Origin of the sequence: Streptomyces sp. NPDC026206, from assembly GCF_040638465.1 — a bacterium.
In the GTDB taxonomy this organism is placed as follows: domain Bacteria; phylum Actinomycetota; class Actinomycetes; order Streptomycetales; family Streptomycetaceae; genus Streptomyces.
Genome location: NZ_JBEZYL010000008.1, coordinates 153,284 through 172,825, shown reverse-complemented (window position 1 = coordinate 172,825; position 19,542 = coordinate 153,284). Strand labels below are relative to the sequence as shown.

General features: G+C 73.0%; 17 protein-coding genes. 7 read left to right on the top strand and 10 right to left on the bottom strand.

Annotation, left to right across the window (positions count from 1 at the left end; genetic code table 11):
* Positions 1 to 6: 6 nt before the first annotated feature.
* The 3 genes from AB0F13_RS14760 (at position 7) to AB0F13_RS14750 (ending at position 2,395) form a co-directional block, all read left to right on the top strand.
* Positions 7 to 1,398 carry a xylan 1,4-beta-xylosidase gene (locus tag AB0F13_RS14760; RefSeq protein WP_362080706.1) on the top strand — a complete coding sequence of 464 codons (1,392 nt, stop codon included), beginning with the start codon at positions 7 to 9 and terminating at the stop codon, positions 1,396 to 1,398.
* A gap of 116 nt (positions 1,399 to 1,514) precedes the next feature.
* Positions 1,515 to 1,769, top strand: coding sequence for a hypothetical protein (locus AB0F13_RS14755; protein WP_362080704.1), 255 nt, complete (start codon positions 1,515 to 1,517; stop codon positions 1,767 to 1,769).
* 2 nt (positions 1,770 to 1,771) lie between these two features.
* Positions 1,772 to 2,395, top strand: coding sequence for a hypothetical protein (locus tag AB0F13_RS14750; RefSeq protein ID WP_362080701.1), 624 nt, complete (start codon positions 1,772 to 1,774; stop codon positions 2,393 to 2,395).
* Between the two features lie 7 nt (positions 2,396 to 2,402).
* Here AB0F13_RS14750 and AB0F13_RS14745 read toward each other — a convergent pair whose 3' ends face one another.
* From AB0F13_RS14745 to AB0F13_RS14720, 6 genes are all read right to left on the bottom strand, one after another.
* A complete protein-coding gene (locus AB0F13_RS14745; RefSeq protein WP_362080698.1) occupies positions 2,403 to 5,957 on the bottom strand; it encodes a lipopolysaccharide biosynthesis protein in 3,555 nt (1,184 codons plus the stop codon).
* A 40-nt stretch (positions 5,958 to 5,997) separates the two neighbouring features.
* Positions 5,998 to 6,798, bottom strand: a complete 801-nt coding sequence (locus AB0F13_RS14740) for a polysaccharide deacetylase family protein (RefSeq protein ID WP_362080695.1) — start codon at positions 6,796 to 6,798, stop codon at positions 5,998 to 6,000.
* Positions 6,795 to 7,883 carry a glycosyltransferase family 2 protein gene (locus AB0F13_RS14735; protein WP_362080692.1) on the bottom strand — a complete coding sequence of 363 codons (1,089 nt, stop codon included), beginning with the start codon at positions 7,881 to 7,883 and terminating at the stop codon, positions 6,795 to 6,797. Before AB0F13_RS14735 ends, AB0F13_RS14740 begins: the two co-directional genes overlap by 4 nt.
* On the bottom strand, positions 7,880 to 8,704 hold the full coding sequence (locus tag AB0F13_RS14730) for a glycosyltransferase family 2 protein (protein WP_362080689.1): 825 nt from the start codon (positions 8,702 to 8,704) through the stop codon (positions 7,880 to 7,882). The genes AB0F13_RS14735 and AB0F13_RS14730 overlap by 4 nt, the downstream gene beginning before the upstream one ends.
* Positions 8,705 to 9,107: 403 nt before the next feature.
* Positions 9,108 to 10,202 carry a GNAT family N-acetyltransferase gene (locus AB0F13_RS14725; RefSeq protein WP_362080686.1) on the bottom strand — a complete coding sequence of 365 codons (1,095 nt, stop codon included), beginning with the start codon at positions 10,200 to 10,202 and terminating at the stop codon, positions 9,108 to 9,110.
* 1 nt (position 10,203) lies between these two features.
* Positions 10,204 to 10,674 (bottom strand): hypothetical protein, encoded by a 471-nt coding sequence (locus AB0F13_RS14720; protein WP_362080684.1) that lies wholly within the window; start codon positions 10,672 to 10,674, stop codon positions 10,204 to 10,206.
* A 295-nt stretch (positions 10,675 to 10,969) separates the two neighbouring features.
* On the opposite strand from AB0F13_RS14720, the gene AB0F13_RS14715 reads away from it, so the two are divergent.
* Positions 10,970 to 11,773 carry an SGNH/GDSL hydrolase family protein gene (locus AB0F13_RS14715; protein ID WP_362080681.1) on the top strand — a complete coding sequence of 268 codons (804 nt, stop codon included), beginning with the start codon at positions 10,970 to 10,972 and terminating at the stop codon, positions 11,771 to 11,773.
* Here AB0F13_RS14715 and AB0F13_RS14710 read toward each other — a convergent pair.
* Positions 11,762 to 13,474 (bottom strand): serine/threonine-protein kinase, encoded by a 1,713-nt coding sequence (locus AB0F13_RS14710; protein WP_362080678.1) that lies wholly within the window; start codon positions 13,472 to 13,474, stop codon positions 11,762 to 11,764. The genes AB0F13_RS14715 and AB0F13_RS14710 overlap by 12 nt on opposite strands.
* 235 nt (positions 13,475 to 13,709) lie before the next feature.
* Between AB0F13_RS14710 and AB0F13_RS14705 the strand changes: the two genes are divergently transcribed.
* Positions 13,710 to 13,997 (top strand): hypothetical protein, encoded by a 288-nt coding sequence (locus tag AB0F13_RS14705; protein WP_362080675.1) that lies wholly within the window; start codon positions 13,710 to 13,712, stop codon positions 13,995 to 13,997.
* A gap of 125 nt (positions 13,998 to 14,122) precedes the next feature.
* Here the strand turns inward: AB0F13_RS14705 and AB0F13_RS14700 are convergent, their stop codons facing one another.
* Both AB0F13_RS14700 and hmgA read right to left on the bottom strand, forming a co-directional pair.
* Complete coding sequence (locus tag AB0F13_RS14700; protein ID WP_362080672.1) at positions 14,123 to 14,872, bottom strand: GntR family transcriptional regulator; 750 nt, start codon at positions 14,870 to 14,872, stop codon at positions 14,123 to 14,125.
* 57 nt (positions 14,873 to 14,929) lie between these two features.
* On the bottom strand, positions 14,930 to 16,264 hold the full coding sequence (gene hmgA, locus AB0F13_RS14695; RefSeq protein WP_362080670.1) for a homogentisate 1,2-dioxygenase: 1,335 nt from the start codon (positions 16,262 to 16,264) through the stop codon (positions 14,930 to 14,932).
* Between the two features lie 205 nt (positions 16,265 to 16,469).
* On the opposite strand from hmgA, the gene AB0F13_RS14690 reads away from it, so the two are divergent.
* Entirely contained in the window at positions 16,470 to 17,888 is a 1,419-nt protein-coding gene (locus tag AB0F13_RS14690; protein ID WP_362080667.1) for an aldehyde dehydrogenase family protein, read from the top strand.
* Positions 17,889 to 17,929: 41 nt separating this feature from the next.
* The gene (locus AB0F13_RS14685; protein WP_362080664.1) at positions 17,930 to 19,018 is read left to right on the top strand and encodes a Zn-dependent alcohol dehydrogenase; all 1,089 of its coding nucleotides are present in this window, start codon (positions 17,930 to 17,932) and stop codon (positions 19,016 to 19,018) included.
* Here AB0F13_RS14685 and AB0F13_RS14680 read toward each other — a convergent pair.
* Complete coding sequence (locus AB0F13_RS14680; protein ID WP_362080661.1) at positions 19,015 to 19,527, bottom strand: DUF2165 domain-containing protein; 513 nt, start codon at positions 19,525 to 19,527, stop codon at positions 19,015 to 19,017. The two genes, AB0F13_RS14685 and AB0F13_RS14680, sit on opposite strands and share 4 nt — an antisense overlap.
* Between the last annotated feature and the right edge of the window lie 15 nt (positions 19,528 to 19,542).

The window sequence follows — 19,542 nt, the reverse complement described above, 5'->3', positions numbered from 1 at the left end:
GCCGTGATGCGACGTCATGGGCGAGGCCGGACGCTGCCGCGGGTCACGTGGTGGCCCTCGCGGCCGTCACGACGGCGCCTGATCCTGCTGATCACGGCCGCGGTCCTCACCCTCGCGGCGCTGGTCACCGTCTCCGTCGAGGCCTGGCGTTCGCGGGACGACGCCGGCCGGCCCGGCGCCGCCGCGGCCGCGGCCGCCATAGGCTGGGGCTTCACCCACACCCAGTACAGCGCCGACCTCGGCCAGGACGCGTCCCGCAGGAACGCCGCGAAGACCCTCTCCGGCGTTCGGCTGCCGCAGAACCAGCACATCATGGGCTGGGGCGCCGACAACCCCGAGCCCCGGCCGGGCGCGTACAACTTCACCGACCTCGACCGGCGCGTCGCGCTGATGCGCAGCACCGGCACCACGCCCGTCCTGACCCTGTGCTGCGCCCCCGACTGGATGAAGGGCGGGGACGAGCGGACGGACTGGTCGCAGAAGTCCCTGGAGACCGCCCCCGACCGGGCGCACTACAAGGACTTCGCCAGGCTCGCCGGGGTCATCGCCAAGCGCTATCCGGACATACGCCACTTCATCGTCTGGAACGAGTTCAAGGGCTTCTACGACGAATCCAGGAACCGCTGGGACTACGAGGGGTACACCGAGCTGTACAACCTCGTCTACAAGGAGCTGAAGAAGCGGAACAAGCACGCCCTGGTCGGCGGGCCGTACGTCGTCATGGACAGCGAGGCCCCCGGGACCGACACCAACGCCTCCCGGGTGAGCGGCCCCTGGGGAGCGGTGGATCAGCGTGCCGTCGACGCCGTGGAGTACTGGGACCAGCACAAGGAAGGGGCGGACTTCGTCGTCGTCGACGGCGCCAGCTACACCCGCACGGGCAGCCGGCCCGTCCCTGACGAGTTCGCGGCCACCCGCAAGTTCGCCGACGTCACCACCTGGCTGAGGAAGGCCACGGACCTGCCGGTGTGGTGGGCCGAGTGGTACGTCGAGCCCGCCGACGGGGCCGACAGCCGCAGGACGTGGACCGAACCCCACCGCGTCGCCGTCCAGGCCAGTGCCATGATGCACCTGGCCGAGTCGGGTGCGGCGGGTGCGTTCTACTGGAACCCCGAGGAAAAGGGCAGCGACTGCCCCGGCTGTCTGTGGCGCAGTACCGAACTCGCCGACGGCGGAGGGCGGTTGCCCATGCTGGACCTGCTGACGCGGTTCGCCGGCGCCTTCCCGCCGGGCACGGCCTTCCGCGAGGCCGACGTGGGCGAGGAGGACCGTTCGCGGATCCGGGTGCTCGCGTCCGGCACGTCGGTCCTGGTCGTCAACACCCAGGACAAGCCGATCACCGTGCGGGTCGACGGCCGTACGGTCGAGCTCGGGGCGTACGGGATCCGCTGGCTCTGACGGCGCACAGGTGACCGGGGAATCATCCGTCCGGGGCTTGTCACGGCGGTTGTCATTCCACCCCGGTCGCCGCAAGACTTCCAGCGGCGTCACCCGAAAGTGAAAGGAAGACCGCTGTGCCCGAGAACGCGAGTCAGGCCTTGGTCATCGTCGACGCGGAAGAGAACTACTACGTCCTGCCCCGGGAAGCCGTCGAGACGGCGAAGGCCGCGCCCGGTGCCAAGGCTGCCATCGAGGCACACCTGAGAGAGCAGATCAAGGTACCGCTGGCCGACGGCTACTGCTTCGCCGGCATGCTGGACCTGCCGGCCGGGGACGAGCTGGCCCACTACACCACCGAGGCCTCCTGGCCGGTCGCGACCACGTCCTGATCATGGCGCCCCTCCTGCTCCGGAGCGCCGTGACCCGGGCCGAACAGCGCTCCTTCGCCGCCCACGGCCACGTCCGCCTCCCCGGACTGTGGGAGCGTGCGCTGGCCGAGCGCATCGCGGCGGAGGGCCGAGAGCGGCGCGCGGTGGCCGAGATCCCGCGGCGCGGGCCGCGCACCCCCGTCACGGCCCGGCGCCTGCCCCGGCGCGGTACCCCCGCCGCGAGCGGCCCGCTGCTGGCCCGGGTCCATCTGTCGCTGACCGGCACGGCCCGGGCGCTCACCGGACGCCTGGTGGTGCCGACCTTCGCCGCCTACGGCTACTACCAGGACGACGACGAGGTCTTCCTCCACATCGACACCGAACAGTGCGATCTGACCCTGCTCACCACCGTGTTCGGCGACGTGGGTCCGCTCCATGTCCACCCCCGGCTGATCGGCAGCACCATGGAGCGGCTCGGCGAGCTGGAGAGCGATCCCGGCTGGGACCGCTGCGGCGGCACCCGCGTCACCTATCCGAGGACGGGCGTCACCGCTCTGAACGGCCATGTCCTGCCGCATCACCGGCCCCGGCGCCCGGCGCCCGGCCTGCACGCGGTCGCGGCACTGTGCTACCGGTCCCTGTTCTGAACCGCCCCTACGACATCGTCGCCAGCCGCCACACCAACGACCCCAGCACCACGGCCAGCAACGGCAACGAGAACCAGAAGGAGCTCTGCAGCCACCTCAGCTGCCGCACCCCCGGCCGTACCCCCACCCGCACCAGCTCCCGCGCCGCCAGCAGCACCAGCAGTACCGCTGCCGCGAGGGCGCCGGCCACCGACACCGGCGTCCACGTCACCCGCGGCCCGGCCGGGCCCGGCCGGGGCTCCGGCGCGCTGCCGGCCGGCCGGTCCGTCAGCTCGTACAGCACCGCGTCGTCATTGGTCAGCGCCCGGCGCAGCTCGGGCCGCCGGTCCAGTGAGTGCCGCAGCCGCTGACCCCAGTCGGGGGCGTAGCCCGCGCTCAGCTCCAGATAGACGGACTGCCCGCGGTTGACCATCAGATAGGCGTTGGGCCCGGCCTCGCGCAGGGCCGCCACCAGGGCGGGCACCTCGCCCGGATCGCGCGGGGCGAGCGCGGGCTGGTACAGCACGCGCTCCATGTCGCGGGCGCCCCACGGTATGGCGGGCGTGATGTCGCTCGCGGTGTCGCTGCTCAGCCACAGCAGCCGTACCGTCGGCCGGTCGTGCCGGTAGACGTAGTCCATGGCCGCGACCTCGCCGGAGCGGACGCGCTCGAAGGGTTCGTTGCCCCAGCGGGCCACCAGGAAGCCCAGCACCAGGACCAGTCCGGCCAGCAGCGCCGCCAGCGGCCCCTTGTACGCGCGGGCCCGCCCGGCGTGCGGGCGGGGGAAGAGCGCGAGCGCGCCGAGGGTGCAGGCGCCCGGCAGGGCGAAGAGGAAGACGCGCAGGGCCACCTCGCCGCCGTAGGACTGCATCCCGAAGGCGAGGAACGGCACACAGGCCAGGACCGGCAGCGCGACGTCGCCGAGCCCGGCCCTGCGCCGCCGCCACCAGCCCACGGCGGCGCAGGCCAGCACGCCGCCCGCGAGCGCGACCCGGACGTAGAGCACCGTCTTGTGCGTGCTGCTGCCGCCCTCGATGCGGCCCGACACGGACGAGGAGACGTTGCCGCCCAGCGAGCCCAGCCCGCCGAAGAGTTCGTCGAAGTGCCCCGACCAGTACGGCTCGGCCAGGAACCCCACCCACACCGCCAGCAGCACCGCGCACAGCAGGGGCAGCCCGGTCGGCGTCAGCCGCCGCACCAGGACCAGGGCGGTGACGATGCCGAGCATGACGAACGGGGTCAGCTGGTGGCTGGCGACCGAAGCCGCGAACAGGATGATCACCAGCGCCAGCAGGACCGCCCGCGTGCCGCGGCCGGCGGGCGCGACCTCCTGTTCGCCGGGCAGCAGCCTGCCGCGCAACTGCCCGGGCCAGCGGAACCACACCAGCAGGACGGCCACGAACAGGAGGTAGAAGAGGTAGTTGAGCGACTGGGGGGAGAAGTAGTCCTGCCCGACCCAGCCGCACAGTGCGAACAGCCATAGCGCCGTCCACTTCGCCCGCCAGCTCGCCCGTACCGCCCGCATCAGCAGCAACAGGGGTGCCAGGCACAGCAGCTGGACGGTCAGCGGCCACCAGCGCAGCACCTCGGTGAGGTCCGCCACGCCACAGGCGCGCGCCGCGAACGCGGCGAGGGCGAAGAAACCCGGCCAGCTCCAGCGCGCGTCGAGGTCGGGCGCGGCCGAGCCGGTGCGGTCGAGGTAGTCCAGGAACCCCAGGTGCTGCCAGGCCGTGGCGAAGCGCGGCCGGTCCTCCAGCAGCGCGGGCACGGCGTGCAGCGACACCACGGTCGCCAGCAGCACCGCGGCCAGCAGCCACCGGCGCGGCCGGTCCAGCCACAGCGCGGCCGCGAACGACGCCACCAGCAGCCCGGCCCCCAGCAGCGTCGCCACCGGCAGGACGGACACCAGCCCGAACCCGCCCATGCCGTCCAGGTCCACCTCGCCCACGGCCTTCAGCGGCACCCAGTACAGCGCCAGCGCCCCGGTCAGCAGCAGCCAGACCGCGGCCTGCGGCGTAGACCACCGGCGGAGGGTGCCGGGCGCGGCGGGCACCGGCGGCGCCGGGGGCGGCTGCGCCGCGGCGGGAGCGGGCCGCACATCGGGGCGGCGCTCCAGGTGGTCGATGTCCAGCCGCACCCCCAGCGGGATGGTGTCCGCGTCGAGGGCCGGCCGCAGCGCCCAGCGCTTGCCCAGCGAGCGGGGCTCGCGCTCCTTGACGCCGTCGTCCCGCCGGTCCCCGTGGACGGCCAGGTCGGCGAGGTCCCCGTCGGGCGGTGTCTGTGCGTCACCGGGCACCGCCGGCCGGGCCGCCTTGAGCACGCCCCGCAGCTTCACCGCCGCAATGGCGGAGATCACCGTCAGGCTGCAGATCTCCGCGACACCCGCACCCATGAGCCCCATCCGGGGGAGCAGCACCAACGTCAGCCCCAGGACCAGCGCGCACAACAGCCCCTGCAGATAGGCCAGCCCGGCCGTACGGCTCTGCGCCCGCAGCACCGCGAAATAGACCTCCATCACCACGCGCAGCGCCGCCCCGACCGCGAACCACCGCAGCAACGGCGTCGCCGCGTCGGCGTAGCCCCGCCCGAAGACGCCCAGTATGTACGGCGCGAGGAGGAACAGCAGCACACAGACCGGCACCATGATCTTGGCCATCCGGCGCAGTGCGGCGCGGCAGTTCTCCGCCAGCCGCGCCGGGTCGTGCGAGCCCTCGACGGTCAGGGAGGCGCCCATGTTGATGGCGAGCAGATTGACCGTGCCGGCGATGGTGGACGTGATGTAGAAGTAGGCGTTGTCGGCGGAGCCGACCTGCGCGGCGACGATCACCGGCACCAGATAGACCACGGCCAGCGAGAACAGCGAACCGGTGTAGTCACCGGCGAGGAAGCGGCCCATCTCCCGCCAGGACGCCACGCGTGCGCTGTCCCCGGTCGCCCGGACGTGCGCCGGCACCAGCCGCCGGAACACCAGCCAGCCCAGCGGTACCACCGACACCGCGATCGAGACCACCCAGGAGACGAACACCCCGGACACGGGCAGCGCCACCGCCAGCACCACCAGCAGCACCAGCTTCACCGCCGAGAAGACCGTGTTGCCCACCGGCACCCACAGCGCGCTGCGCAGCCCGGTCAGCACCCCGTCCTGCAGGGTGAGGACGGACCAGGCGACGACGGCCGCGACGAACACGAGCCCGGGCAGCAGGCCGTGCAGGAACCGGTAGGAGGGCCCCCACAGGTCGAGCAGGCCCAGGAAGACGCCCGCCGCGACCGCCACGAGCACCGAGCTGAGCGCGTACGTACGCAGGACCAGCCGGCTCGTCGTGCGCCCCGCGACGGGGATGAAGCGGGCCAGCGCCCCGGTCAGGGTCACCGCCGTGAGCCCCGCCAGGAGCTTCATCGCGGCGATCGCCGCCGAGCCCTGGCCGACCGCCTCCTCGCTGTAGTAGCGGGCGGCGACCAGCCAGAACCCCACCCCGAGGACGGCGCTGATGCCCGTGTTGAGCATCAGCGCGAAGGCGTTGCGGAACAGCGGGCTGCCGGTGCCCCGCCCGGGCAGCCGCAACCGCCGGGCGGCCGGCTCCACGGCTCTCTCCCCGGTTCGTTCCTCGGTCCGGGCGGTGGTGTCAGGCACAGGTCTCGGTCGCTTTCCTGATGGCGCTGCGGCTTCTGCGGACGACGGCGTACCCCTTGGTCAGGGCCCGGTCCCCGGCGAACAACCGGCCGAGCCCCCGGCCCTCGACAAGCCGTTCGAACTCGGCGATCCCCGTGGTCCGGCGCACGGTCACCCGCTCCAGGGCGTAGGGCCCCTGGCGGCGCGCGGCCAGTGCGTTGCCCACGGCGAGCGAGACCCCGAACCCGGCCGCGCGCACCGTACCGCGCACCCTGCGGCTGGAGTAGCCGTAGGGGTAGGCGAACGACACGGGTGGGTGACCCAGTTCGGCCGCCAGCAGGTCACGGCAGTGCCGCACCTCGAACGACAGCCGCTCCTCGGTCAGCTGATCGAGCTGCGGGTGCGTATGGCTGTGCCCGCCGACCTCCCATCCCGCCGCGGCGAGCTCCCGGACCTGGTTCCAGCTCAGCATGAGGTCGAGCGCGCCCCCCGCCTCGTGCGGGCCGCGCAGCCAGCCCGTCGAGGCGAACAGCGTCGCCGCGAAGCCGTGTCCGGCCAGGGCGGGGAGGGCGTAGCGGTGCACGCCCTCGTAGCCGTCGTCGAAGGTGATCAGCACCGGCTTGGGGGGCAGCCGCCCGCCCCTGCGCCAGGCGGCGGCCAGTTGCCCCGTCGTCACCGGCGTGAAGCCGAAGCCGGCCAGCAGCCCCATCTGCTCGGCGAACGCGTCCGGGGAGACCGACAGCGCGTACGCCGCGCGGGCGGGCGAATGCGCCACCGCGTGATACATCAGGATCGGCACCGGGCCCGCGCTCATACCTCCGCCCCTTCGCACGCGGGCAGCTCGGTGGCCGGCCCGAGGGCCGCCACCGCGAACCGGCCCCCGCCGCGCCGCGCCCGCAGGCTGCCCAGGGCGTAGCCCCCGGCGGCCGCGAACACCCCGGCCACGATGGCCCCGGCCCGCCCCGCGCCGCCGGGCCGGCCCAGCAGCGCGTCGCGCACCCCGCGCGCGACACCGGCCGGCAGCACGCGGGTGGTGTACCGGCGCTCGCTCTCCAGCCCCGCCCGGGCGCCGACGCTGCTCGCCACCAGCGCCTTCGACAGGCCCTCGGCGTACGCCCGGGTGCCGAAGTAGCGGAACCGCTCGCGGACCTCCGGCACCCGGTGATGGATCACCGACCGGTCGTCGATCAGCAGCACGGCGTCCGGCAGCGCCCGCGTCAGCCGGATGCACAGCTCCGTCTCCTCGCCGCCCAGCGGCAGCCGGTGGCCGTCGCGCCCGATGCCGCTCGCGAAGCCCCCGACGGCCTCCAGGGCCGACCTGCGGAACGAGGCGTTGCCGCCGAGGACGTTGCGCACCGCCACCTTCCCCGGCGGCAGCCCCCGGTACGTACAGCCCACGATCCAGTCGAACTCCTCCGGGAACCACGCCGGCCTGCGCCGGGAGGCCCAGACGGGCTGGGTGCGGCCGCCCACGGCCATCACCCGGGGGTCGGCGTAGCCCTCGGCGAAGTGCAGCAGCCAGTCCCGCTCGGCCACCGCGTCGTCGTCGAGGAAGGCGACGACCTCGCCGCTGGAGGCGGCGATGCCGGTGTTGCGGCCCGCCGACAGCCCCCGTCGGCCGGCGTTGGCCAGTACCCGGATCCGGTGCGGCTCCGCGCCCTCCTCCATGGCCTCGGGGACCTGGGAGGTGTCCCACGCGTCGTCGCCGTAGGCCTTGGCGAGCCGGCGCAGCAGCGCGGGGTTGTGGTCGACCACGAGCAGCGTCTCCAGGGCGGGGTAGGACTGGTCGCGCACCGAGGCCACCGCGGCGAGGATGTCGCCCCAGCGGTCCTCGGTGTAGACGCAGATGACCACCGAGACGCTCGGCGCACCGGTCCGTCCGGTCGGTGCAGTGCTCAAGAGACGTCCCCGCGGCTCGCCGTGGGCGCGATGGTCAGGGGATGCCGCCGGTGGCGCAGGCGACGGCGGGTGCCGCGCTCATGGAGGATCACCTTCAGCACGCGCAGCCCGTCGCGCACGGCCCGCAGATTGCTCGTGCCGTGGATGCGCACGAACTCATGGCTGGGAATCTCCTGGACCCGCAGCCCGGCCTTCACCACTCTGATGTTCATCAGGGTCTCGACCTCGAAGCCGGCGCAGTCCAGGGCGATCTCGTCCAGGCAGTGCTTCCAGAACGCGTTGTAGCCGTAGCACAGGTCGGTGTAGCGGGCACCGAACTTTTGGTTGACCATGGAGGTCAGGACGCGGTTGCCGAGCCTGCGGATCAGCGTCATGTCGTCGGTGCCACCGCCGTTGGCGAAGCGGGAGCCCTTGGCGAAGTCCGCCCCGCCGACCAGCGCGGAGACATAGCTGACGATCTCACCGCCGTCCGCGGAGCCGTCCGCGTCCACCATCACGATGATCTCGCCCGTGCAGGCGGCGAAGCCGGTGATCAGCGCATCGCCCTTGCCCTTGCCGAGCTGTTCGACGACCTTGACGTCCGGGCGCAGGTCACGGGCGACCCGGACGGTGCCGTCGGTGGAGTTGCCGTCGACGAGAACCACTTCGTGGATCCAGTCGGGCAGGGTCTTGAAGACGTACGGAAGGTTCTCCGCCTCGTTCATGGCGGGAATGACGACGCTCACCGGTGGCGCTATCGCGAAGTGCGAGCTCACCGGCCGGTAACGGCCGGGTGACTCGGGATCCTCTTCGCTGGCCGCCGGCCGAAGGAAGGCACTCATGGGTCTTCGTTCCCTCTCGTCCGGTGGACCGCCTGCCCCAGCGGTCCAATCGTGTATCCGGTTCGAAAAGGGGGTACTCGCCCCACCCGGCGGCGCGGAACGCCGTACGGACAGGGCGAGTTGGCAAGTACGCCGGTCGCGCGGCACGCGACTCGGCGCTGCTGACTGGCCGAGCGCGGCACCCCCTGCCGCGCCCCGCGCCGGACACCATCGCGACGCTTGCGAAGCCCTCCCCGAGCCGCTCAGACATGATGGGCCGATGCGGGTAGATGTACGACGGTATTGAAGCTTGAGACCGTATGGCAAGAGGTGGGGCGGAGACTCCTCCTTTGGTGTTTTTTGCGCCTATGCAACCATCCGCACAGGCTCAACTCTTGACGCAGGCCTCGTCGTGGGCGGTCAGTCAACCGCCCTCGCGCAGCCGCCCCATCCGCTTCAGCAGCCGGTCGGCCGGCTCGAACAGCTCCGGCCGCGCCAGCACCGTGTTGCGCAGTGCCCGCACCGGCGCACGCCGGGCCCGGTACCCGAGTGCCACCGGGTGACGCCGGGTCACCCAGCCCTCGGAGACGCTGAGCTCACGGGTCTTCAGCGAGTCCTTGTACGCCTTCCCGCCCCGCCCGAGGTCCAGGTAGGCCACCCCTTCGGCCGCCGCACCCTCGGCCATCCGCATGTGCAGCACCAGGCCGGGGGAGTACTTCGCGAACTCCGGGTCGTAGGCGGGGAACCAGCAGGCCAGCACCGTCCGCGAGCGCAGCCCGAAGTGTGCCGCGACCGGCCGGCCCGACGCGTAGAGCACCGACAGGAGCCCGCTGAAGGACTCGGTACGCGTATGGAACAGCTGCTCGACGAGTTGGGCGATCCAGGGGCGTGCGAATCGGTCCGCGCGCCCTGTTCTTCGGTACTGCGCCGATTTCCAGCCCGTCAGGACGCGCAGCGCCGCCGGGTCGCGCTCGTCGTGGACGTAGCGCACCTCGCCGAGGTCCCGGGCGAGTTTGCGCGCCTTGGCGAGGGTGGTGCGGGTGAACTTGGGCGACTGCTTGCGCAGCGCCGCCAGATAGCGGTCGTATCCCTGGTCGACGTCGATGACGGGCGAGGCGTACGACCCGCAGGCCGCCACCTCGAACGGCTTCTGCCCCTCCACCAGGTGGTCGAACTCCCACAGGGACAGCCCGCAGGCGTGCAGCAGCTCGCGCGTGTCCCACTGGAATCCGGGGCGGTGCACAAGGCCCTGGGCGTCCGAGACGCCCAGCCCGATCGCGCGCCCCACCCCCAGGGGGGAGCGCTGGAAGGGGAAGAAGGCCACCGGCTCGCCGTCCTCCTGGATGACCGCGATCCGCGCCCCGCGCCGGCAGCGGCCGACGGCGAGTGCGAACTCCGGCGCGAGGAAAGGATTCGCGAGCTGCGGCGAGCCGTCCTCCACCGCCCTGGCCTGCATGGCCGACCACGCCGCCCGGTCGGCCGAGGTGAGCTCGCCGGGCCGGTACACGCTGATGTCCACCTCAGGAAGCCCGACTTCTCGCGGCGCGGCCCCGGTGGCGCCGCGCGTGTGCCATCAGGAACGAAAGAAGCAGCAGGAAGGCGCTGACGGCCGCGACGGCGGCGACGCCGCCCCGCACCGTCCAGGAGTGCAGCGCGAGCAGGACCTGCGCGACGAGCAGGTCCACCGCGACGGCCCCACCGGTGGCCACCACCGCCCGGCTGAGCGGGTCGAGGCCGCGCAGGCCGGCGGCCACGGCGCACGCGGGCGCCACGATCAGGAAGAACAGCGTGAACGGCGCCCGCAGCGGTGAGGAGATGTCGGCGAGAGCCAGCGCGCCGCCCACCCCCGCGATGGCCACCGCGGCGCCCGCCACCACCGGGAGCGAGCCCCCTGCGGCCGCCCCGCGCCGGGCGCGGCCGGTATCCCTCTCGCTCCCGTCGCCCGGTTCCTTCGCGTCGTCGAGTCCGGTGAGATCAGTGAAGCTCTGCATTGGCGACTTTGCCCCCCGAAGCGCCGGATGCCGGGCTTCAATGTCGCGCAGTCGGCGAAGGCCCGTCAAGGTGCGAAGGCCGTGCAAACAGCCACCGGGCGGCCTCACCGCCACAACCGGAGGCTGTCCGTCGGGTGAACAGCCGGCGATGCCGTCCGACTGTCGGACGTATGGTCAGCGGACCGTCAACTCAACTGTTCCTGCAGCTTGTTGTCACTTTTGGCATGGACACTTCCAGCAGGGCCGGGGCGCTGCTACCACAGAGGTAGTTGAAATCCCTGCTATAGGAGGTCCCATGAAACTGTCCCGTTGCGCGGGTGCACTCTCCGCGCTGGCCCTCACTGCGGCCCTCGCCCTCGGCGGATCCGGTACCGCCCACTCCGCCGAACGGTCCTCAACTCCCGGCTATGTGGCACTCGGTGACTCCTACTCGTCCGGCGTCGGCGCCGGAAGCTACGACTCCGCCAGCGGCGACTGTAAACGCAGCAGCAAGGCCTACCCAGCGCTCTGGGCAGCCGCGCACGCCCCCACGAGCTTCTCTTTCACTGCCTGTTCGGGAGCCCGAACGGGTGATGTTCTCAGCGGTCAGCTCGGCCCGCTGAACACCTCCACCGGACTCGTCAGCATCAGCGTCGGCGGCAACGACGCGGGCTTCGCCGACACCATGTCGACCTGTGTACTCGGCACGGACAGCGCCTGCCTGGACCGCATCGCCCAGGCGCGCACGTACATCCAGAACGAGCTGCCCGCCAAGCTCGACGGCGTCTACTCGGCCATCAGCTCCAGAGCTCCCCGGGCACAGGTCGTCGTCCTGGGGTACCCGCGCTTCTACAGAACCGGTGGCATCTGCGCCGGCCTCAGCGACACCAAGAGAAAGGCCATCAACGCCGCCTCCGACCACATCAACTCCGTCATCGCCAAGCGCGCCGCCGACCACGGCTTCGACTTCGGTGACGTCACCACCGCCTTCGCCGGTCACGAGCTCTGCTCCGGCAGCGCCTGGCTGAAGAGCGTCGCGCTCCCTGTCGACGAGTCCTACCACCCCACCGCCGCCGGGCAGTCGGGCGGCTACCTGCCGGTCTTCGCCTCAGCGGCCTGAGCCGTACGTGCCGCCGCCGTAGGCGCCCGGGCCCGTCGGCGACCCGGCCGACGGGCCCGGTGCCGGGTATCCGGAGGAGGCGGGCGGCCCGGAGGACGCCGAGGACCCCGAAGGAGCCGAGGACCCCGGGGCCGACCCCCCGTTCGTCCCGGACCCGGTGCACGACACCGTGAAGGCGATACGACGGGACGTCAGCTGCCGGGGGCTCTTGACCTCCAGCGCGACCCAGTCCTGGTCGGGGTCCGAGGCCCGGTGACCGGCCTCCGTGTGATTGAGCACCCGGCTGCGCGTGCCCTCGCCGAGCCGGAAGGACTTCCACCCGCCGCCCGTGACGCCTCCACTGCCCGTCACCCAGCGGTAGACGACGTCCGCCGGGACCCGGTCCACGGTCACGGTCGCCTTGAACGCGGGCGCCGAGCGCTCCGGCGGCGGACAGGGACCGGAATAGCGCTCGCGCAGCGCGGAGATCGTCACGCTCACCCCGGCCGCGGCGGAGCCCGACGACGAGGCACCCGCAGTCCCGCTGCCCTCCTTCGAGGCCGCTCCCGCGTCCTTGCCGCCGCTGCCGGCCGAGCCGCCCGCCGCCGCAGAGTCTCCGCCATCCGTCCCGCCGCCCCCGGTCAGCGCCCAGACCGCGGCGCCCACCGCGAGCGCCGCGACCAGCGCGCCGACGGCGATCGCGGCCCGCTTGCGCCGCCGGTCCGGCGCGGGGGTGCCCGCTGCCGGTGTGCCCGGCCCGGGCGTTCCGGGACCGGGCGCCGCGGCGGCGTTCCCCCGCGGCGGTGTGAACGGCGCCGGCCCCTCGTCCCGGTGGGCCGCGCCCTGCGGCGCGGCGACTGTCGGGACATAGCCGCCCGGCGTCGCGCGCGGCGCGCCGCCGGCAGCCGCCGTCCGCAGCATCCGCTCGGCCTCCGCCGCGCCGAGCCGCCGGGCGGGATCCTTGCGGAGCAGCCCCTCCAGTACGGGGGAGAGCGCGCCCGCCCGGGTCGCCGGCGGCAGCTCCGCATCCACCACGGCGCGCAGCGTGCTCAGCGGGGTGTCCTGACGGAACGGCGACATGCCCTCCACGGCCGCGTACAGGGTCACCCCCAGCGACCACAGGTCCGACTCCGGCCCGGGCGGGTGCCCCAGCGCCCGCTCCGGCGCCAGGTACTCGGGCGAGCCCACCAGCTGCCCGGTGGCCGTCAGCGCCGAGCTGCCCTCGATCATCGCGATGCCGAAGTCGGAGAGGACGACACGCCCGTCGTTGCCTATCAGTACATTCCCTGGTTTCACGTCGCGGTGCAGTACGCCCACGGCGTGCGCCCCCCGGAGCGCGGCCAGCACCTCCGCGCCGATGTGCGCGGCGCGAGCCGGGTCCAGTGGCCCCTCCGCCTGAAGGAGGTCCGCCAGCGACATGCCGCGCACCAGCTCCATGACGATCCAGGGGCGGCCCTCGTCACCGGTCACGTCGTGAACGGTGACGACATTGCGGTGCGAGACGCGGGCCGCCGCGCGCCCCTCGCGCTCCAGGCGCGCGTAGAGGCGGTGCACGTCGTGGCCGGGCAGCCCGGCGGGCGCCCGCACCTCCTTGACCGCCACTTCCCGGCCCAGCACCTCGTCCCGCGCCCGCCATACCACGCCCATGCCGCCGCGCCCCAGCTCGTCCAGCAGCCGGTAACGGCCCGCCAGCACTCGCCCGGCACCGGAACTCGCGTCCATGCCGCGTCCCTCCCCCGAGAGCAATTCGGGGTGAATGTACCGCAACGGAGCGTGATTGCCCCCTCCCTCGTGCCGTATTGTCCTGGCCAACTCGCGCACAGTGACGTCAGGTTCACGCCAGGCTCGTCAACCCCCTTGACGGGACGGTGAATCGGACCCGCCGATGCGCGGGTGACGCGATGGGCGATAGGGTTACCCTGCCTGGGCCGGGTGCCTCGTACGGGTGGGGAGTCTCATGGATCAGATAGCAATGCGCAGCAGGGCACGTGTGCCTGCCATCAACTACGGAAGCGGTGCGTCGAGTGCGCGCCTCGACCGTCACCTCGCGGTGCTCGGCGGGCCCGCCCTGCCGCAGCGCGAGGTCGAGGGCGCGACCGTACTGATGCGCGAGCTCACCTCGCGCGATCACACCCGCACCGTCCAGGGCGGGAGCCAGAGCCGGACGGCACGGGTCTCCCTCTTCGCCCCGTTGCGGCGGTTGCGCCGCTCGCTCTTCGGCAGCCACAGCAACCACCACGCCTGACCCGGCCCGTACGGCCCGCCCTTCCCCCGGGGGCGGCCGGCCGGTCCTCCGGCACCCCCGCCATACCCCCTGCCCCCGCCCCTTCGCCGGGCGGGAGCCCCGGCCGGTGACCGCCCCCGGTCTCCTCAATGCGCGTCCAGCGTGACCGTGAAGGAGAAGCGGTCACCCCGGTAGCGGATGCGGGCCACGTCCACGGCCCGGCCCGAGTCGTCGTAGGTCACCCCCGTGTAGTGCAGGATCGGGCTGAGCAGCGGCACCTGGAGCAGCCGGGCCGTCTCCGGGTCCGCCAGCCGCGCCTCAACCGTGTCCGTGATCCGGCTGATCGTCACGCCCACGGCGTCCCGCAGCACCTTCGTCATCGGCCAGCGGACGAGGTCCGCGAGGTCGATGCGCCCGGCCAGCTCGGGGCGGACCAGGTTCTCCGCCCAGTTCGTCGGCTCGCCCGACTCCTCGTCGCAGCGCAGCCGGCGGTAGGCCACCGCCTCGTCCAGGCCGGGGAAGTACTCGGCCAGCTCGGCAGGGACCGGCTCCGGGCCGTGACCGAGCACCGAGGTGCGCTCGCCGGACTGCTGGGCGACGATCGCGTCCACCGAACCGAGCAGCCGCACCGGTGAGCCCCGCCGGGCGCTCGGCTCGATGAAGGTGCCCCGCCGGCGGTGCCGGCTGATCATCCCCTCCGCCTCCAGCTCCTTCAGCGCCTGCCGCATGGTCAGCACGCTCACGCCGTAGTGCTCGGCCAGCGCGTCCTCGGTGGGCAGGCGCAGCGGATCGTCCGGGCGCCGCCCGAGTATCGAGGCGCGCAGCGACTGCGAGACCTGGTACCACAGCGGCAGCTTGCGGTTGAGCGCGAGGGAGTCGGGGGCGAAGGTGGTCACGGGGGCTCCGGGATGGGGGTACCACCCATGCCGTCGAGGCTATGGGGGAAGGCGGCGTCAGCGGTCGAAGTGGCGCTGCAGACCCTGCCACACGCCGTCGTAGCCCGTCTGCAGGTGGTCGGCGCCGGCCGCCTGGCCGGTCAGCGTCACCGGCCAGCGGGTCTCGAACATGAAGGCCAGCCCGTCGTCCACCTTGTGCGGCTTGAGCTCCGCCGCGCTCGCCCGCTCGAAGGTCTCCCGGTCCGGGCCGTGCGCCGACATCATGTTGTGCAGCGAACCGCCGCCGGGGACGAAGCCCCCCTTGCCGGCGGTCTTCGCGTCGTAGGCGCCCTCGATCAGGCCCATGTACTCGCTCATCACGTTCCGGTGGAAGTAGGGCGGCCGGAAGGTGTTTTCGCCGACCAGCCAGCGGGGAGCGAAGACCACGAAGTCGACGCCGGCCAGCCCAGGGGTGTCGGACGGCGAGGTGAGCACCGTGAAGATCGACGGGTCGGGGTGGTCGTAGCTGATCGAGCCGATGACGTTGAAGCGGCGCAGGTCGTAGACGTAGGGCAGGTAATTGCCGTGCCAGGCGACGACGTCCAGCGGCGAGTGGTCGTACGTCGCCGTCCAGAGGTTGCCGCAGAACTTGTTGATCACCTCGACCGGGCCCTGGACGTCCTCGTAGGCGGCCACCGGCGCCAGGAAGTCGCGGGGAGCGGCCAGGCCGTTGGCGCCGATCGGGCCGAGGTCGGGGAGGACGAAGGGCCGGCCGTAGTTCTCGCAGACGTATCCGCGCGCGCTCCCCTCCAGCAGCTCGACCCGGAAGCGCACCCCGCGCGGGATCAGCGCCACGTGTCCCGGCTCGGCCCGCAGCAGCCCGAACTCGGTGCGCAGCAGCAGCCCGCCGCGCTCGGGCACGATCAGCAGTTCGCCGTCGGAGTCGCTGAAGACCCGGTCGGTCATCGAGGCGTTGGCGCAGTAGAGGTGGACGGCCATGCCCGTGCGCTGCGTGGCGTCGCCGTTGCCGCCCAGGGTCCACAGGCCGGCGAGGAAGTCCGTGCCCGCGTCCGGCTCCGGCAGCGGGTCCCAGCGCAGCCGGTTGGGGTCGGGGACGGTCTCGGTGAAGGGCGCCCCCCGCAGGGCGCCGTTGCCGGCCGGGGTGAACGGCGGGTGCGCGGCCGAGGGGCGGATGCGGTACAGCCACGACCTGAGGTTGTGCTGCCGGGGCTCGGTGAAGGCGGATCCGCTCAGCTGCTCGGCGTACAGCCCGAGCGGCGCCCGCTGCGGGGAATTGCGCCCGTGCGGCAGCGCGCCGGGCAGGGCCTCGCTGCTGTGCTCGTTGCCGAAGCCGGACAGGTACGTCAGCCCCTCGGCCGTCCTGCGCGCCTGCTCGTTGCCGCTACCGCTCATCGCGTGCTCCCACTGCCGGTGGATTCCTATGGGAGACCATAGGAATACCGGCGGGGCGCGTCAATGGATCAGCCACCCCGACGCGCGGAGACCGCCTCGGAAATCGCCCCATGACGGCCAAATACGTCGGAGGCACTGTCAGTTGCTGCTACCGGTGGGTAGGGTCGAGGGCGACCGAGCGAACCGCACCGCGAGGAGAACGCCCGTGATCGCGCACGACGGGATGTACATCGACGGCAGCTGGCGGCCCGCCGCCGGCCGCGACACGATCGAGGTCCTCAACCCGGCCGACGAACAGGTCATCGGAGCCGTTGCCGCCGGTACCGCCGAGGACGTCGACGCCGCCGTACGGGCCGCCCGCGCGGCGCTGCCCGGCTGGGCCGCCACCGCGCCCGCCCTGCGCGCCGAGTACCTCGCGGCCCTGCGCGACGCGCTCGCCGGCCGCCGCGAGGAGATCGCCGCCACCGTCACCGCCGAGCTCGGCGCGCCCGCCGGCTTCGCGTACGCCGTCCACGCCGGCCTGCCGGTCACCGTGGCCGGTTCCTACGCCGAGCTGGCCGCCGGCTTCGAGTTCGAGGAGCGCATCGCCAACTCCACCGTCCTGCACGAACCGGTCGGCGTCGTCGGCGCGATCACGCCCTGGAACTATCCGCTGCACCAGATCGTCGCCAAGGTCGCCCCCGCACTCGCCGCGGGCTGCACGGTCGTCCTCAAGCCGGCCGAGGAGACCCCGCTGACCGCGCAGCTCTTCGCCGAGTGCGTGGCGGCCGCCGGCCTGCCGGCCGGGGTGTTCAACCTGGTCACCGGCGCCGGCCCGGTCGCCGGCCGGGCGCTGGCCGGGCACGCGGGCGTCGATCTGGTCTCCTTCACCGGCTCGACGGCGGTCGGCAGGGAGGTCGCCGCGAGCGCGGCCGCGGCCGTCAAGCGCGTCACCCTCGAACTCGGCGGCAAGTCCGCGAGCGTCGTCCTGCCCGGAGCGGACCTCACCAAGGCGGTCGGCGTCACCGTCGCCGACGTCCTGCGCAACGCCGGCCAGTCCTGCAACGCCCTGACCCGGCTGCTGGTCCACGCCGACCGCTACGAGGAAGCCGTCCGCCTCGCCGCCGAGGCGGTGCGCACGTACGTACCCGCAGACCCCGCCGACCCCGCCACCCGGCTGGGGCCCGTCGTCAGCGCCGCACAGCGCGAGAGGGTCCGGGGCTATGTCGTCAAGGGCATCGAGGAGGGCGCGCGCCTCGTCGAGGGCGGTCCGCAGGCGCCCGAGGGCCGCGAGAAGGGCTACTACGTCCGGCCGACCGTCTTCGCCGGCGTCACACCCGCGATGACCATCGCCCAGGAGGAGATCTTCGGGCCCGTCCTGTCGGTCATGAGGTACGAGGACGAGGAGGAGGCCCTGCGCATCGTCAACGGCACCGCCTACGGCCTCGCGGGCGCGGTGTGGGCCGGGGACGACGGCCGTGCCGCCGCCTTCGCCCGCCGCATGGACACCGGGCAGGTCGACATCAACGGCGGCCGCTTCAACCCGCTGGCGCCCTTCGGCGGCCGCAAGCAGTCGGGGACCGGCCGGGAGCTGGGCGTCCACGGCCTGAGGGAGTACCTGCAGACCAAGTCGCTCCAGTTCTGACCCGCCTGTTCACACCGCTCTCGCAGAGAAAAGGGTTCGCCATGGTCCGCGCCGCCGTCCTGCCCGCTGTGGGCGCACCGCTCGAGATCACCGGGATCGACCTGCCCGCGCCCGGCCCCGGGCAGGTGAGGATCAAGCTCGCCGCCGCCGGGGTCTGCCACTCCGACCTCTCCCTCTCCGACGGCACCCTGCGGCAGCCCGTGCCGGCCGTGCTCGGCCACGAGGGCGCGGGCACCGTCACGGCCGTCGGCGAGGGTGTGCACCAGGTGGGGCCCGGCGACCGGGTGGTCCTCAACTGGGCCCCCTCCTGCGCCGCCTGCCACTTCTGCGGCCTGGACGAGCCCTGGCTGTGCGCGGACGCCGCCGCCGGCGCCACCACCCCGTACGCCACGCTGTGCCGCGACGGCTCACCGCTCTACCCCGCCCTGGGCACCGCCGTCTTCGCCGAGGAGACCGTGGTGCGGGCGAGCGCCGTACTGCCGCTGCCGGACGGCATCCCGCTGGAGGAGGCCGCCCTGCTGGGGTGTGCGGTGCTCACCGGCTACGGCGCGGTGCACCACAGCGCCCGCGTGCGGGCCGGCGAGTCGGTGGCCGTGTACGGCGTCGGCGGGGTGGGGCTGGCGACGCTGCAGGCCGCGCGGATCGCGGGCGCGCAAACGATCGTGGCGGTGGACGTCTCACCGGAGAAGGAGGAGCTGGCGCGGGCCGCCGGGGCCACCGAGTTCCTCATCGCGTCCGGGGACACCGCCCGTACCATGCGTGAGCTCACCGGCGGCCACGGCGCGGACGTGGCCATCGAGTGCGTCGGCCGCGCCGATACGATCCGCACCGCCTGGTCGTCCACGCGCCGCGGCGGCCGCACGACCGTCGTCGGCATCGGCGGCAGGGACCAGCAGGTGGCCTTCTCGGCGCTGGAGCTCTTCCACTTCGGCCGTACGCTCTCCGGCTGCGTCTACGGCAACAGCGACCCGGCCCGGGACCTCCCCGTCATCGCCGCCCATGTGCGCGCCGGGCGGTTCGACCTGTCGGGCATGGTGACGGCCCGCACCGGGCTCGACGGCATAGCCCAGGCCTTCGAGGCGATGCTGGCGGGGCGCGGCGGCCGGGCACTGGTGGTCTTCCCGGGCTAGTCCCGGCTCCATTGCGGGGACGGCAGATGGATCAGTACGAGCACGAATCCGGCGAACGTGAAGTTGCGGACGGCGGCCTGCAGCCCGTTCCACTTGGCCGACTGCCACATCGCGAACCACTCGCCGCCTATGGCCATGAAGCCCAGGCCGAAGAGCAGCATGAGCATCAGCAGCCCCCACGTGGTGGCCCGCCGGGCCGGGCCGTAGCCGGGGCCGGTCCGGCCCATGCCGCGGACCCACAGCGCCGTGGCCGCCAGGAGTACGAGAGCGGCCAGGGTCTCCCAGACGATGATGAGCACATAGGCGGCGTCCTGGACCGTCCGGTCCGTGACGGCCCGCCACATCAGATCGTCGTCCTGGAAGGTGGTGTCCATGGCCAGGACGTGCCGGACGAATTCCTGGTTGGTGCCGAAGTCGGTGATGTTGCCGAAGGCGACGAACGTGATGCAGACCGCCACCGTGGCGGTCAGTGCCGTGGCCGCCACCGGCAGGGTGCGCTCAGCGGTCATGAGGCCATTCCTTCC

Coding starts and splice junctions, on each gene's coding strand:
- AB0F13_RS14760 (WP_362080706.1), top strand. CDS start 7: ATGCGACGTCATGGGCGAGGCCGGACGCTGCCGCGGGTCACGTGGTGG.
- AB0F13_RS14750 (WP_362080701.1), top strand. CDS start 1,772: ATGGCGCCCCTCCTGCTCCGGAGCGCCGTGACCCGGGCCGAACAGCGC.
- AB0F13_RS14740 (WP_362080695.1), bottom strand. CDS start 6,798: ATGAGCGCGGGCCCGGTGCCGATCCTGATGTATCACGCGGTGGCGCAT.
- AB0F13_RS14730 (WP_362080689.1), bottom strand. CDS start 8,704: ATGAGTGCCTTCCTTCGGCCGGCGGCCAGCGAAGAGGATCCCGAGTCA.
- AB0F13_RS14720 (WP_362080684.1), bottom strand. CDS start 10,674: ATGCAGAGCTTCACTGATCTCACCGGACTCGACGACGCGAAGGAACCG.
- AB0F13_RS14715 (WP_362080681.1), top strand. CDS start 10,970: ATGAAACTGTCCCGTTGCGCGGGTGCACTCTCCGCGCTGGCCCTCACT.
- AB0F13_RS14710 (WP_362080678.1), bottom strand. CDS start 13,474: ATGGACGCGAGTTCCGGTGCCGGGCGAGTGCTGGCGGGCCGTTACCGG.
- AB0F13_RS14705 (WP_362080675.1), top strand. CDS start 13,710: ATGGATCAGATAGCAATGCGCAGCAGGGCACGTGTGCCTGCCATCAAC.
- hmgA (WP_362080670.1), bottom strand. CDS start 16,264: ATGAGCGGTAGCGGCAACGAGCAGGCGCGCAGGACGGCCGAGGGGCTG.
- AB0F13_RS14685 (WP_362080664.1), top strand. CDS start 17,930: ATGGTCCGCGCCGCCGTCCTGCCCGCTGTGGGCGCACCGCTCGAGATC.
- AB0F13_RS14680 (WP_362080661.1), bottom strand. CDS start 19,527: ATGACCGCTGAGCGCACCCTGCCGGTGGCGGCCACGGCACTGACCGCC.